We start from the raw sequence: 13,082 nt of genomic DNA, 5'->3' as shown, positions 1-13,082 counted from the left end.
AGAGAAGATGGACCATGTGAGTCTGAGTCTGTGGAGCGCCCCGAGGGCCCAAGCACCCGTCGATGCAGTGGTGACGCTGCCCGGATCCAAGTCCATCACCAATCGAGCTCTGATTCTGGCCGCACTTGCGGATGGCCCGTCCACGATCACCGGTGCACTCCGCAGCCGTGACGCCGACCTGATGATCGCAGCTCTGCGTGACCTCGGCATCGGCGTCGAGGAAGCCGGTGATGCGACCACGCTTCGCATCACCCCTGGACCCCTGCGCGGCGGCGAGGTCGACTGCGGCCTGGCCGGCACCGTGATGCGCTTCCTGCCGCCACTCGCCGCGATGGCCGACGGCATCGTCCACTTCGACGGCGACGAGCAAGCACGCACACGACCGCTCGGCACCATCTTGGAAGCACTGCGCGGTCTCGGCGCTCGGATCGAGGGTGACGCACTCCCGTTCACCGTCACCGGAACCGGATCCCTACGCGGCGGGACGGTCACCATCGATGCATCCGGTTCGTCGCAGTTCGTCTCCGGTCTCCTGCTCTCGGCTGCTGCGTTCGAAGAGGGTGTCACCGTTCACCACGACGGCAAGCCCGTCCCGTCCATGCCACACATCGACATGACCGTCGAGATGCTCCGCGAGGCCGGAGTTTCCGTGACGACGCCAGCCACGGGCGGTGACGCGGACACCTGGCGTGTGGCACCGGGGCCGGTGCGCGCCGTGGACTGGGCGATCGAACCCGATCTCTCCAACGCCACACCGTTCCTGGCCGCTGCCGCAGTGACCGGCGGAACCGTCAGCGTCCCGATGTGGCCGTCGTCGACGACGCAACCCGGCGACGCGATCCGCGGGATCCTCGCCTCGATGGGGGCCGACGTCACTCTCGCCGATGGTGTCCTGACCGTCCGCGGCCCGGAGAAACTGCGCGGCATCGACATCGACCTCCACGACGTGGGAGAGCTGACCCCCACCGTGGCGGCCCTGGCCGCTCTCGCCGAGGGCACCTCGCATCTACGAGGAATCGCGCACCTGCGCGGGCACGAGACAGACCGTCTCGCCGCCCTCGCCGACGAGATCAACAAACTCGGCGGCTCCGTCACCGAAACCGATGACGGCCTGACGATCGTTCCCGCGGAACTCCATGGTGGACAATGGCTCTCGTATGCCGACCACCGCATGGCAACAGCCGGCGCCATCATCGGCCTGGTCGTCGACGGTGTCGAGGTCGACGATGTCGGAACCACGGCCAAGACACTGCCGGGCTTCGAGAACATGTGGATCGACATGCTCGAGAGTTCGCCGGCGACACCGAAGGCAAGCTTCTGAGTCCGCGGCAGTACGACGAGTCCGACGTCCGGGTACGCCCCGGGCGCGGATCCCGCCCCCGTACGAAGACTCGGCCCGAACATCTCTCGGCCGAATCGGGGATGGTGGTGTCGAAGGATCGTGGCCGTTGGGGTTGCGTCCTCGGCGGCGATCCCGACCGGCTGATCGTCACGATGCGCGCCCGCGAACTTGGCCGAACCCCCATCGTCGTCGGCGATCAGGTGGACATAGTCGGCGATCTGTCGGGCAAAACCGACACCCTGGCGCGCATTGTCCGGGTCTCCGAGCGTTCGACGGTTCTACGACGGACCGCCGACGACACCGATCCCTTCGAACGTATCGTCGTCGCGAACGCGGAGCAGTTACTCATCGTCGTGGCACTCGCCGATCCCCCACCGCGCACCGGCTTCGTCGAGCGCGCACTGGTCGCCGCCTACGTGGGTGGCCTGACGCCGATCGTCTGCCTGACCAAGAGCGACCTCGAACCGCCGGAGGAATTCGCGAGCACGTTCGCCGACCTCGACATCCAAGTGGTCGTCGCCGGTCGCGACGATCCCCTGGACGAACTGAGGCAGATCCTCGAGCACAAGTTGACCGCCCTGATCGGACATTCCGGCGTCGGAAAGTCGACACTGGTCAATCGCCTTGTCCCCGATGCCAATCGAGCGGTCGGCATCGTATCCGGCGTCGGCAAGGGCCGGCACACGTCGACGCAATCGGTGGCACTCCCTCTCGCCGGTGGCGGCTGGGTGATCGACACCCCGGGCATCCGTTCGTTCGGTCTGGCGCACATCTCGCCCGAGAACGTGGTGGCGGCGTTCTCGGATCTCGCTGCGGCGATCGAGGATTGCCCGCGCGGATGCACGCACCTCGGACCGCCGGCAGATCCCGAATGCAAGCTCGACCTGCTGGAGGGCAAATCAGCTCGACGCGTCGTCGCTGTGCGACAACTGCTGGAAGCGATCAAGTCCAACGATCAGTACTGAGCGCCCCCGAGCGACGTTCCGGGCGAGAACAGCAAAGCGGCCCGACACCATCGAATGGTGTCGGGCCGCTTGCTGTCTACGGTCAGCGCAGTCGACGATCAGCGCAGGCCGAGGAGGCTGCGCAGCTTTCCGCTCTTGCGCTTACGTGCGATGGCGCTCTTGAGGCCACTGCGACGCCCGGTCACGGGATCGACAGTCGAGGTCAGTTCGCCGTCGAACATCCGCTCCGACGCCGTCTCGGGCGCATTGTCGACGGTGTCCTTGAGGTACTTGTTGGGCAGCGACAGCTTGGCGATGGTTCGCCAGGACTTGGCGTACTGCACGGCAAGCGGGCCCGTCGTGTACGGCAAGTCGTACTTGTCCGCGAGCTGACGCACCGTGACCGCGATGTCCTTGTAGCGGTTGCTGGGCAGATCGGGGAACAGGTGGTGCTCGATCTGGTAGCTCAGGTTGCCCGTCATGAAGTCCATGAGCGCGCTGCCCTCGATGTTGGCGCTGCCGAGCATCTGACGCAGGTACCACTGAGCCTGCGTTTCCTTGTCGATGTCTTCCTTGGTGAACTTCTCGGCACCGTCCGGGAAGTGGCCGCAGAAGATGACCGCGTTGGTCCACACGTTCCGCAAAGTGTTGGCGGTGAAGTTGGCCGACAACGTGCTCTTCCACGCCGGGCCGGTGATGGCCGGGTAGATGACGTAGTCGCGCAGGACCTGCTTGCCGATCTTCTCGCCGACCTCACGGAGCTTGCGCTGCGTCTCTTCCTTGTCGGCGCGGCCCTTGGCCACCTTGCCGAGCTCGAGGTGCTGAGCGGCGATGCCGTACTCGAAGAACAGCGCGAGCAGCGTGTTGTACACCAGGTTGCCGGCGTTGAAGGGCTTCCAGCGCTGATCGCGGGTGACGCGGAGGAGTCCGTATCCGACGTCGTCGTCCATTCCGAGGACGTTGGTGTACTTGTGATGCAGGTAGTTGTGGGTCTGCTTCCAATGCGCAGACGGGCCGGTGACGTCCCACTCCCACGAGGTGGAGTGAATCTCCGGGTCGTTCATCCAGTCCCACTGCCCGTGCATCACGTTGTGCCCGAGTTCCATGTTCTCGATGATCTTCGAGAGCGTCAGCAGGCCAACTCCGGCGAGCCACGCCGGACGACGACGGCTGGCGAAAAGCACTGCGCGGCCGCCGATTTCGAGCGAACGCTGCAGACGAATGACGTTGCGCACGTATCGCGCATCCTTCTCGCCGCGCGACTCCTCGATGTCGCGACGAATCGCGTCGAGTTCGCGGCCGAGCGCTTCGATGTCGGCGTCCGTGAGATGTGCGTATTCCTTGACATCTGCAATCGCCATGGAAAGCCTCCTAGCAGTGAGTTAGGCGCAAAGTAGTAAGTGCAGAACGATCATCGATTCGAATCGTTCAGATCAACTGCACCTACTGTAGCGTAACTTACGGCACCGTAGGTTAGGTTTTTCCCGATGTAACCTATATCACTTCCGACGCTTCGGCATGCGGGAACGGGCCTGTGACTTGAGTGCGGTCAACAAACCGAGACGCTTACCGGTGATCGGATCGGTACGAAGGTCCTCGACCATCGCCATGGCTGCGTCCCGGAATCCCGAGTCGCGGAACCGCAGTTCCGAAGACGTTTCCGGAGCATTGTCCGAGGTTGCGGTCAGCCACTTGTCCGGCAAAGCCAACTTGTGGATGGTACGCAGAGCCAGAAGATACTGCTTGAAGAGCGAACCGGTGGTGTACGGGAGATCGAACTTCTCGCACAACGCACGCATCTTCACAGCGATTTCGGGATAGCGGTTGCTCGGCAGATCAGGAAACACGTGGTGCTCGATCTGGTAGCTCAGATTGCCGCTCATGAGTCCCATGAGCTTGCCGGAATTGAAGTTCGCACTACCGAGCATCTGGCGCAGGTACCACTCGTGACGAGTCTCCTGCTCGAATTCGGCAACCGTGAACTTCTCGGCACCGTCCGGGAAGTGGCCACAGAAGATGACGACGTACGCCCAAAGGTTGCGCACGAGGTTCGCGGTCGCATTGGCCGACATGGTCGACTTCCACGCCGGCCCCGTCAGCGCCGGGAACAAGATGAAGTCCTTACCCACCTGACGAAAGATCTTGCGCGCGAAGTCTTTGTTCGCCTGCGAGTTCAGCTGCCCCTTTTCCGCGCCCTCCAACTCGGCTGCCGCCGTGAGGTCGTGCAGCGCGATGCCCCACTCGAACGTGGCCGCCAAGATCACGTTGGCGATCGGTTGGAAGAGGTTGATCGGCTTCCACGGCTCGTCACGAGTCATACGCAGAATCCCGAAACCGAGATCCTCATCCATACCGACGACGTTGGTGTACGTGTGGTGCTGGTAGTTGTGGGCGCGCTTCCAATGCTCGGAAGGACCGGTCTGATCCCACTCCCACGAGACGGAGTGAATCTCGGGATCGTTCATCCAGTCCCATTGCCCGTGCATGACGTTATGCCCGAGCTCCATGTTCTCGATGATCTTCGACAGGCTCAGCAGGGTCGTGCCGACCAACCATGCCGGTCGGTACCGACTGCCGAACAACGCGATACGCCCGCCGAGCTCCAACGCCCGCTGGACGCGAATGACGCGACGAATGTAGCGGGCGTCCCGGATCCCACGAGAGTCTTCGATGTCGAGTCGAATCTGATCGAGTTCACGTCCGAGAGCTTCGACATCGGCCTCGGTGAGGTGCGAAAACTCTTTGATATCGGTGATGGCCACCGTGGTCCTCCGTGTGCCTAGAAGCTATGCGTCCAGCGTACAGTCGCCGGCGGCGGCGGAGATGCACGTCTGGATGCGCTCGCCCTCCGCGTGCTGTTTTCCCGAGCGTAGGTCGATCGCGTGGCCGGCAACGAGAGGTACGACACACGTCTGGCAGATGCCCATGCGGCAACCGAACGGCATCAAGGCACCGGACTGCTCGCCTGCCTCCAGAAGCGTCGTCGCACCGTCGACGGTGATCGTCTTACCCGACTTCTCGAACGTGACCGTGCCACCGTCGGCCGAAGCATCGATGCGCGATACGGCGAACCGCTCCATGTGGAGTCGATCCTCGATGCCTTCCGCCTTCCAGACGTCTTCGAGCTCGTCGAGCAACGGGAGGGGTCCGCACGCCCAGGTGTGGCGCTCGCGCCAGTCGGGGCAGACCGTGTCGAGAGAACTGAGTTTGAACTTTCCGTCACGTCGCGTGAGTTGAACGTGGCTCACGAAGTCCTCGTGCTCGGCGTGCAGTGCTGTGAGTTCGTCGGCGAACATCACGTCGGATTCCGTCGGAGCCGAGTGGATGTGCATGACGTCGGGCAATTGACCGCGCCGGTTCATCGTCCGCAACATGCCCATGACCGGAGTGATGCCACTGCCGGCGGTGATGAACAGGATCTTCTCCGGTGGCGGATCCGGCAACGCGAAGTTGCCCGAAGGCGTGGCCAGTCGAACGATGGTTCCCGACGGCACGGCCCCGCTGACGAGGTGGCTCGAGAGAAAGCCCTCGGGCATGGCCTTGACCGCGATGGAAATGCGCTTGTTCTCCCAGTTGGGAGGCGAGGTAAGTGAGTACGACCGCCAATGCCAACGGCCGTCGATATGCAGACCGATGCCGATGTACTGCCCCGGCTGGTAGTTGAAGTCGAATCCCCAACCCGGCTTGATGACGATGGTCGCCGAGTCCGTGGTCTCGGGCCGGACTTCGACGATCTGGCCGCGCAGCTCGCGCGCGGACCACAACGGATTCGCGAGGTGCAGATAGTCGTCGGGAAGCAATGGTGTGGTCAGCCGAGCCGCCGCACCGCGAAGCAGATTGAGCTTCGACCGCGCTGCCGGAACTACCGACGCTGCCGGTGCCTCGATCCAGTCCTTCAGACCCATCAGACCTCCACCTCTCACCTTCCGAACCCACTGCCTACGGTACCGTAGGTTATCAGGTTACGGTACCGTAGGTTACTTCACGGTAAGCACATTCACAGCAGGTCGAGCAAGAACGGCAACTCCTGCGCGGCGTACCACGCCAACTCGTGGTCCTCCGCGTCACCGAGCGTGAACTCGGCATCGGCGTCACCGAGATCCGCCGCGTCGACTATGCCAGCAGCGCGCTCGATGTCCGATTCTGCCTGTTCGAGGTCGACATGCACAGATGCAACCTGAGCCATCGTGACAGGACCCGCCAATCGGACTACCGAATCGTCGAGATCGGGCCGTAACTTCACATCGGCATCGTCGACGTCGGCGGCAACGACAGCACGCCGGAAGGTGACGTCACCCTCGGTTCCGGCGATCAGCCGCAGCGACGCACGCGCAGCCTCACCCATGGCGACCTCGGCCAACTCGTCGTCGTCCCCCGCCGCGTACGACTCACGCAGAGTCGGGGTGACCGCAAAAGCCGTCCGGCTCATAGGGTCGAACTCCTGATCTGCGACCAACTGCTGCAAAATCTCGACCGTCGCCGGTACGTACACCCTCATGAGACCACCTTCATGCTCGTTCGTCACCGACTCGCATCCGTCAATTCCTCGAGTGACTCGAAGATCAGCGAACGAACGACGTCGACGTCCGACATCGCGTCACGGTCGGCATTCAAACCGTAGTAGACATTCCCGTCGTACGACGTCAGGGCGATGCTGAGTGTCTGATTCTTGAGTAGTGGCGACACGGGATACATCTCGAGCATCCGAGCCCCACCGAGGTAGAGCGGAAATTGCGGCCCTGGCGCATTGGTGATCATCAAGTTGAACATTCGCTGCGACAGACTGCTGGCCGCACGCGAGCTCATCGCATGCAGCGTCGCCGGCGCAAACCCGGACATTCGCACCATCGTCTGCGCGGTGACCCGCCGACCCTGACGCGCGAATGCCTCCGTCGCATGGGCCACGTGCGAGAGCCGAACCACCGCGTTGGGTTCACCGACAGGCAGGTCGATGAGGAACGAGGAAACATGTCCGGGCGCTTGCGGATCGTCGACGTCAGGACTCTCCGGGCCGTCGGTGTAGACCGACATGGGCACCATCGCTCGCACGATGGTCGCCTCGGTCACCGGTTCACCGCGCGAGAGCAACCAGTTCCGCATCGCACCCGCGATGACGGTCAGGATCACGTCGTTGATCTCGCACCCGTACCGCGCACGAATGCGTCGATAGTCCTCCAGAGACGTCTTGGCCACCGCAAGGCGCCGATTGCGCGAGATGGTGGCATTGAGCGGGCTCGACGGGGCCACCTGGGTCGCCGTTCGAACCACTTCTGCAAGCTTCCCGAGTGCACTCACTGCCTCGGTGACGGACGTGGTCACGTCGTTGAACGCTGCACGCGCCCGCGCGATCCCCTCCCCCGGGCTCGTCACGAGATCTGCCAGTGCACTGACCAACAAGCTGGTGTCGCTCGGCGGCCTGGCGGGCATCCACAATTCTTCGGGGCCTGGCGCTCGATTCTTCTCCGGATCGAAGATCACCTGACTGATCTCTGGAGCCGCCTCGCCGTCCACCAACGACGAATGAGACTTCGTGAAGATGGCAAATCTGTTTCTGGTCAGCCCCTCGACCAGGTACATCTCCCACAACGGCCTCGTGCTGTCGAGTGGTCTCGACGTCAGCCGCGCGATCAGATCCATCAGCTGTTCGTCGGAACCTGGTTTGGGCAGAGCCGATCGGCGTACGTGATAGGTGATGTCGAAATCCGAGTCGTCCACCCAGACGGGGCGGGCCAGACCGAACGCCACCTCGCGAACTCTCTGTCGGTACCGCGGAACCGATCCGAGCCGCTCTTCGACAAGTCGAAGCAACTCCTCGTGATCGATCCCGTTTCGCAGTTGCCTGAAGATCCCCAACGAGCCGACATGCATCGGCGTCGTCCCGGCTTCGAGGAAGTAGAAAGCGGCATCCTGAGTCGTCAGTCTGTTCACCATGGCTTCGTGTCCCCTCCTTCGCCGAGATCGAACAGAATCGACAACTCCTCGATGGTCGATTCCGAGCCGACGTGATGGACCCCGACCATCCCGACGGCCACAGCCGCCCGGACGTTGATTTCGAGATCATCCACGAAAACGAAATCCTCCGGCTCGACGCCCAAACGACTCGCTGCCAACAGATAGATCTCGGCGTCGGGCTTTGCCATCTCGACATCACCGGACAAGATCACGTCGTCGACCAAGACCCCGTCGCCGAGATCCCGCAACCACTGAGCACTGGCGCCGCCGGGATCGTTGCTGACGATTCCCGTCACGATTCCGCGGGCCTTCACCGCGCGCACGACCGCGCTCAAGCCGTCGAGATCCGATCCCGGACCGAACAGCACGCCACCGACATCCAACAGAAGTCCCCGCACGCCATCACCCTAAGTCGCGATGGTGATCACGGCGACATCTCGAGCGATTCGTGTCATGCTTCTCACCATCGCTCGGGGGAGCGAAGTCCGAGACAGCTGTCTCGGACGCAGGATCATCCGGGGGGATGTCATGGAGCAGGACTGCAAGATCGTTCTCGAGCCGGCGCCGCAATTCGAGCCTCACCCGCATACCGTCGTGCTGTCGCGGCCACAGTGCCGGCCAGACCGAACGCAGTGCCGAACAGACCGGATGCTGCGTCGCCCGCGAAAGACGCCACACAACGGAACGTCGCCCAGTACCGGGTTCACTCACGCTCCGGAACCGCGGCTGGTAGGTGCCGACATCTTCTGGAACCGATCACTACGTCTGGTTCTCGAAACCGTCGACCGACGACGAAATCCACTGCAACTCAAGGGCGTGTTGACGCCGTCCGTCCTGGAAGTTGTTGCGCAACTTTACACTTCGGATTCCTCGGCCCGGAAGCTGGGCGGCGCGGCGGTTCACCGCACCCACGTTCAAGCAGTGTCGGAGAGTACCGCCGAAGTCTGTGCGACGTACACACGAGGCACGCAGACTTTTGCCGTCGCAGGCCGGATCGACCACACAGACGAAACAGGCTGGACGGTCACCGCACTACACGTGGTGTGACCGTCCAGCCTGCCGAGTACTGACTGCGCTAATACCTCAGCGCTTGCGCTTGGACTTCGGAGCTCGATTGCTCTTCGACTGCGTCCGTGCGGCTTCACGACGTTCGCGACGAGAGGCGGCACCGTCGCCGGTGTCGGCAGCCGAGTCACGTGTTGCCTTTGCCTTGCCGTCCTCGTCCGGGCCGGTGTACGTCAGACGCGACGGACCTTCGTCGTCAAGTCCCTTGGCGCGCAAAGCCGTCGGGGCAGCAGTTCCGGCTGTCCTGGCCGCAGCCTCCTGCGTGGGGAGCGGCTTGGGCGCCGTGGCGGACGCCGCGGCGGCAGAGCCCGCGGTGACGGAAATTCCACTTGCGGGCTGCGCCGGAGCTGCCTCGACCTGCAGGTTGAAGAGGAATCCGACGGACTCTTCCTTCAATCCGTCGAGCATGCCGATGAACATGTCGTAACCCTCGCGCTGGTACTCGACCAGCGGATCGCGCTGGGCCATCGCGCGCAGACCGATTCCCTCCTTGAGGTAATCCATCTCGTAGAGATGCTCACGCCACTTACGGTCCAGGACCGAGAGGAAGACACGACGCTCGAGTTCACGCATACCGTTTTCGCCGGCGATCGCATCGATCTCGGCTTCGCGCTTCTTGTACGCCGCGTGGGCGTCTTCGAGCAAAGCGGTTCGCAGGTCGTCACGGCTCAGGTCACTGTTGATGCCTGCGCCGTCCTCCCCTGCCAACGTCTTGTGATCGATGCCGACCGGGTACAGCGTCTTCAGCGCCGTCCACAGCTGCTCGAGATCCCAGTCCTCGACGTATCCCTCAGCGGTGGCACCGTCGACGTAGGCGGTGACCACGTCAGTGATCATCTGCTCGACCTGGCCTTCCATGTCCTCACCCTCGAGGATCTGGCGGCGCTCCTTGTAGATGACCGTTCGCTGCTGGTTCATGACCTCGTCGTACTTGAGGACATTCTTGCGAATTTCGAAGTTCTGCTGCTCCACCTGGGTCTGAGCGCTCTTGATGGCCTTCGAGACCATTTTGGCTTCGATCGGGACGTCGTCGGGCAGGTTCAGGCGCGTCATGATCGACTCGAGTGCCGAACCGTTGAAGCGGCGCATGAGCTCGTCACCGAGCGAAAGGTAGAACCGCGATTCGCCGGGATCACCCTGACGTCCGGAACGACCACGCAACTGATTGTCGATTCGGCGCGATTCGTGACGCTCGGTGCCCAGGACGTACAGGCCGCCGGCATCGCGGACCTTTTCGGCGTCTGCCTTGACCTCAGCCTTGACCTCGTCCAGGACTGCGTCCCAGGCTGCCTCGTACTCGTCCGGCGTCGTGACCGGGTCGAGGCCCTTCTTGCGCAGCGCGATGTCCGCGATGATGTCCGGGTTACCACCGAGCACGACGTCGGTACCGCGGCCGGCCATGTTGGTCGCGACGGTGACCGCGCCGGAGCGACCGGCCTCGGCGATGATGGTCGCTTCCTTCTCGTGGAACTTGGCGTTGAGGACGTTGTGGGCAACGCCGCGCTTGGTGAACTGCTTGGACAGGTACTCCGAGCGCTCGACGCTGGTGGTACCGATCAGGACGGGCTGGCCGTTCTCGTGGCGCTCGACGACGTCGTCGACCACCGCGTCGAACTTGGCTTCCTCGGTCTTGTAGATGAGGTCACCGTTGTCGACTCGGACCATCGGACGGTTGGTCGGGATCGGGATCACACCGAGCGTGTATGTCTGGTGAAGCTCGGCAGCTTCCGTCTCGGCGGTACCCGTCATGCCCGACAACTTGTCGTACAGACGGAAGTAGTTCTGCAGGGTGATGGTGGCAAGGGTCTGGTTCTCCGCCTTGATCTCCACCTTCTCCTTGGCCTCGATCGCCTGGTGCATGCCCTCGTTGTAGCGGCGGCCGACCAGCACGCGGCCGGTGAACTCGTCGACGATGATGACCTCACCGTCGCGGACGATGTAGTCCTTGTCCTTGGTGTAGAGCTCCTTGGCCTTGATCGCGTTGTTCAAGTAGCTCACCAGCGGCGAATTCGCGGCTTCGTACAGGTTGTCGATACCGAGCTGGTCCTCGACCAGTTCGACGCCCGCCTCGTGCACACCGATGGTGCGCTTGCGGATGTCGACCTCGTAGTGAACGTCCTTCTTCAGCAGCGGCGCGATGCGCGCGAACTCGCTGTACCACTTGCTGGAGCCGTCGGCCGGGCCCGAGATGATGAGGGGGGTTCGGGCTTCGTCGATGAGGATCGAGTCGACCTCGTCCACGATGGCAAACGCATGGCCACGCTGGACCAGGTCGTCCAACGAATGCGTCATGTTGTCGCGCAGGTAGTCGAAGCCGAACTCGTTGTTGGTGCCGTACGTGATGTCGGCTGCGTAGGCGACGCGGCGCTCGGCCGGCGTCATGCCCGAGAGAATCACACTGGTCTCGAGGCCGAGGGCGCGGTGAACGCGGCCCATCCACTCGGAGTCACGCTTGGCGAGGTAGTCGTTGACCGTCACCACGTGGACGCCGTCACCCGCGATCGCGTTCAGGTATGCCGGAAGAACACAGGTCAGGGTCTTGCCCTCACCGGTCTTCATCTCGGCGACGTTGCCGAAGTGCAGGGCCGCGCCGCCCATGATCTGCACGTGGAAGTGCTTCTGGTCGATCACGCGCCACGACGCCTCGCGGGCAACCGAGAATGCCTCGGGCAGCAACTCGTCGAGAGTTTCCCCGGCGGCATAGCGCTCACGGAACTCGGTGGTCTTGGCTTTGAGTTGCTCGTCTGTCAGGCCTTCGACATCGGGCGACAGAGATTCCACATGCTCGGCGATGTGCTTGAGCCGCTTGACCATGCGACCTTCACCAACACGGAGCAGCTTCGATAGCGACAGCGACGGCACAGTCTTCTTCGTCCTCAATCTTCGGCGACAGGGGGTCACACACTGAAAATCCGGCCGGGGTCCGAAAACTCCGGCCGGATTCCATGGTAGGCGCTACCGGCGGCGAGCGAGCAAACCCACCACCGATTGGGTCATGTCAGGCGGATCAATCCGTAGTCGAAAGCGTGACGACGGTAGACGACGGACGGCTTGTCCGACTCCTTGTCATGGAAGAGAAAGAAGTCGTGTCCGACCAGTTCCATCTCGTAGAGAGCGTCGTCGATGGTCATCGGCTCGGCCGGGTGATCCTTCGTGCGGACCACGCGTCCCGGGCCGTCGTACTCGTCCGGCTCTTGACCGTTCAGCGAAATGTCCGGTGTGACTCCGAGTGAGTCTGCGTCGACGAGGGAGGCGGTTGCCTCCGCGACGGACACCGGTCGCTTGTCGCCGTAATGGACCTTCTTGCGGTCCTTGGTTCGACGGAGGCGACTCTCGAGCTTGTCGATCACCGATTCGAAGGCGGCGTAGAAGCTGTCTGCGGACGCTTCGGCTCGGGCCACCGGGCCTTTACCTCGAGCGGTGATCTCGACGCGCTGGCAACTCTTGGCCTGTCGTCGGTTGCGTTCATGTTGGAGTTCCACGTCGAAGTGGAATATGGAGGGGTCGAAGTGTTCGAGTCGCGCCAGCTTTTCCGAAACGTAGATTCGGAAGTGATCGGGGATCTCGACATTTCGTCCCTTGACTACGACGTCGGATCTCGGAGCTGCGGCATTCTCGGAACGCTCGATGGTGGCGTCCTCGATGAAAAACGAGGCTTGCGAAGGGGTCGTCACTCGTACCTCCCAATTACGGCCCCGCCCCACGGTGGGCGGCGGCAAATTCTGCAAGTACCGAGAGGGGATCCGCCCGGCACCAGTATCGAAGTACCACCTCCTACC

The 13,082-nt window shown here is 62.9% G+C and carries 11 protein-coding genes; 3 read left to right on the top strand and 8 right to left on the bottom strand.

The features are described from left to right. The first annotated feature begins 7 nt into the window (after positions 1 to 7). Together aroA and rsgA are read left to right on the top strand one after the other, a co-directional pair. Positions 8 to 1,321, top strand: a complete 1,314-nt coding sequence (aroA, locus tag M1L53_RS17780; protein WP_042922161.1) for a 3-phosphoshikimate 1-carboxyvinyltransferase — start codon at positions 8 to 10, stop codon at positions 1,319 to 1,321. Next, a complete protein-coding gene (gene rsgA, locus M1L53_RS17775) occupies positions 1,270 to 2,307 on the top strand; it encodes a ribosome small subunit-dependent GTPase A (protein WP_083471184.1) in 1,038 nt (345 codons plus the stop codon). Before aroA ends, rsgA begins: the two co-directional genes overlap by 52 nt. A 98-nt stretch (positions 2,308 to 2,405) precedes the next feature. On the opposite strand, the gene M1L53_RS17770 is transcribed toward rsgA, so the two are convergent. The 6 genes from M1L53_RS17770 to M1L53_RS17745 all read right to left on the bottom strand — a co-directional run bounded on the left by M1L53_RS17770 (position 2,406) and on the right by M1L53_RS17745 (position 8,636). Continuing rightward, a complete protein-coding gene (locus M1L53_RS17770; RefSeq protein WP_003940700.1) occupies positions 2,406 to 3,647 on the bottom strand; it encodes a fatty acid desaturase in 1,242 nt (413 codons plus the stop codon). A gap of 138 nt (positions 3,648 to 3,785) precedes the next feature. Then, on the bottom strand, positions 3,786 to 5,048 hold the full coding sequence (locus M1L53_RS17765) for an acyl-CoA desaturase (RefSeq protein ID WP_003940901.1): 1,263 nt from the start codon (positions 5,046 to 5,048) through the stop codon (positions 3,786 to 3,788). A gap of 24 nt (positions 5,049 to 5,072) precedes the next feature. Next, entirely contained in the window at positions 5,073 to 6,191 is a 1,119-nt protein-coding gene (locus M1L53_RS17760; protein ID WP_003940928.1) for a ferredoxin reductase, read from the bottom strand. 92 nt (positions 6,192 to 6,283) lie between these two features. Continuing rightward, positions 6,284 to 6,784 carry a DUF6912 family protein gene (locus M1L53_RS17755; protein ID WP_030535010.1) on the bottom strand — a complete coding sequence of 167 codons (501 nt, stop codon included), beginning with the start codon at positions 6,782 to 6,784 and terminating at the stop codon, positions 6,284 to 6,286. Between the two features lie 23 nt (positions 6,785 to 6,807). Beyond that, positions 6,808 to 8,217, bottom strand: coding sequence for a wax ester/triacylglycerol synthase family O-acyltransferase (locus M1L53_RS17750; protein ID WP_007731194.1), 1,410 nt, complete (start codon positions 8,215 to 8,217; stop codon positions 6,808 to 6,810). Beyond that, a complete protein-coding gene (locus M1L53_RS17745; RefSeq protein WP_003940859.1) occupies positions 8,211 to 8,636 on the bottom strand; it encodes an HAD-IA family hydrolase in 426 nt (141 codons plus the stop codon). The genes M1L53_RS17750 and M1L53_RS17745 overlap by 7 nt, the downstream gene beginning before the upstream one ends. Before the next feature lie 130 nt (positions 8,637 to 8,766). Between M1L53_RS17745 and M1L53_RS17740 the strand changes: the two genes are divergently transcribed. Beyond that, on the top strand, positions 8,767 to 9,285 hold the full coding sequence (locus M1L53_RS17740) for an Rv3235 family protein (RefSeq protein ID WP_232319032.1): 519 nt from the start codon (positions 8,767 to 8,769) through the stop codon (positions 9,283 to 9,285). Between the two features lie 36 nt (positions 9,286 to 9,321). On the opposite strand, the gene secA is transcribed toward M1L53_RS17740, so the two are convergent. Both secA and hpf read right to left on the bottom strand, forming a co-directional pair. After that, on the bottom strand, positions 9,322 to 12,165 hold the full coding sequence (gene secA / locus M1L53_RS17735) for a preprotein translocase subunit SecA (protein WP_007731191.1): 2,844 nt from the start codon (positions 12,163 to 12,165) through the stop codon (positions 9,322 to 9,324). 131 nt (positions 12,166 to 12,296) lie between these two features. After that, entirely contained in the window at positions 12,297 to 12,977 is a 681-nt protein-coding gene (gene hpf / locus M1L53_RS17730; RefSeq protein ID WP_003940893.1) for a ribosome hibernation-promoting factor, HPF/YfiA family, read from the bottom strand. Positions 12,978 to 13,082: the final 105 nt, after the last annotated feature.

Source organism: Rhodococcus sp. T9N (assembly GCF_024436645.1).
GTDB classification, from domain to species: domain Bacteria; phylum Actinomycetota; class Actinomycetes; order Mycobacteriales; family Mycobacteriaceae; genus Rhodococcus_F; species Rhodococcus_F qingshengii.
The sequence above is the reverse complement of the archived record's forward strand: the minus strand, read 5'-3'. Positions and strand labels throughout refer to the sequence as shown.

Bases quoted from the DNA above. Each gene is read 5' to 3' on its own strand.
- M1L53_RS17755 (WP_030535010.1), bottom strand. From the start codon at position 6,784: ATGAGGGTGTACGTACCGGCGACGGTCGAGATTTTGCAGCAGTTGGTC.
- M1L53_RS17760 (WP_003940928.1), bottom strand. From the start codon at position 6,191: ATGGGTCTGAAGGACTGGATCGAGGCACCGGCAGCGTCGGTAGTTCCG.
- aroA (WP_042922161.1), top strand. From the start codon at position 8: ATGGACCATGTGAGTCTGAGTCTGTGGAGCGCCCCGAGGGCCCAAGCA.
- M1L53_RS17750 (WP_007731194.1), bottom strand. From the start codon at position 8,217: ATGGTGAACAGACTGACGACTCAGGATGCCGCTTTCTACTTCCTCGAA.
- M1L53_RS17740 (WP_232319032.1), top strand. From the start codon at position 8,767: ATGGAGCAGGACTGCAAGATCGTTCTCGAGCCGGCGCCGCAATTCGAG.
- M1L53_RS17770 (WP_003940700.1), bottom strand. From the start codon at position 3,647: ATGGCGATTGCAGATGTCAAGGAATACGCACATCTCACGGACGCCGAC.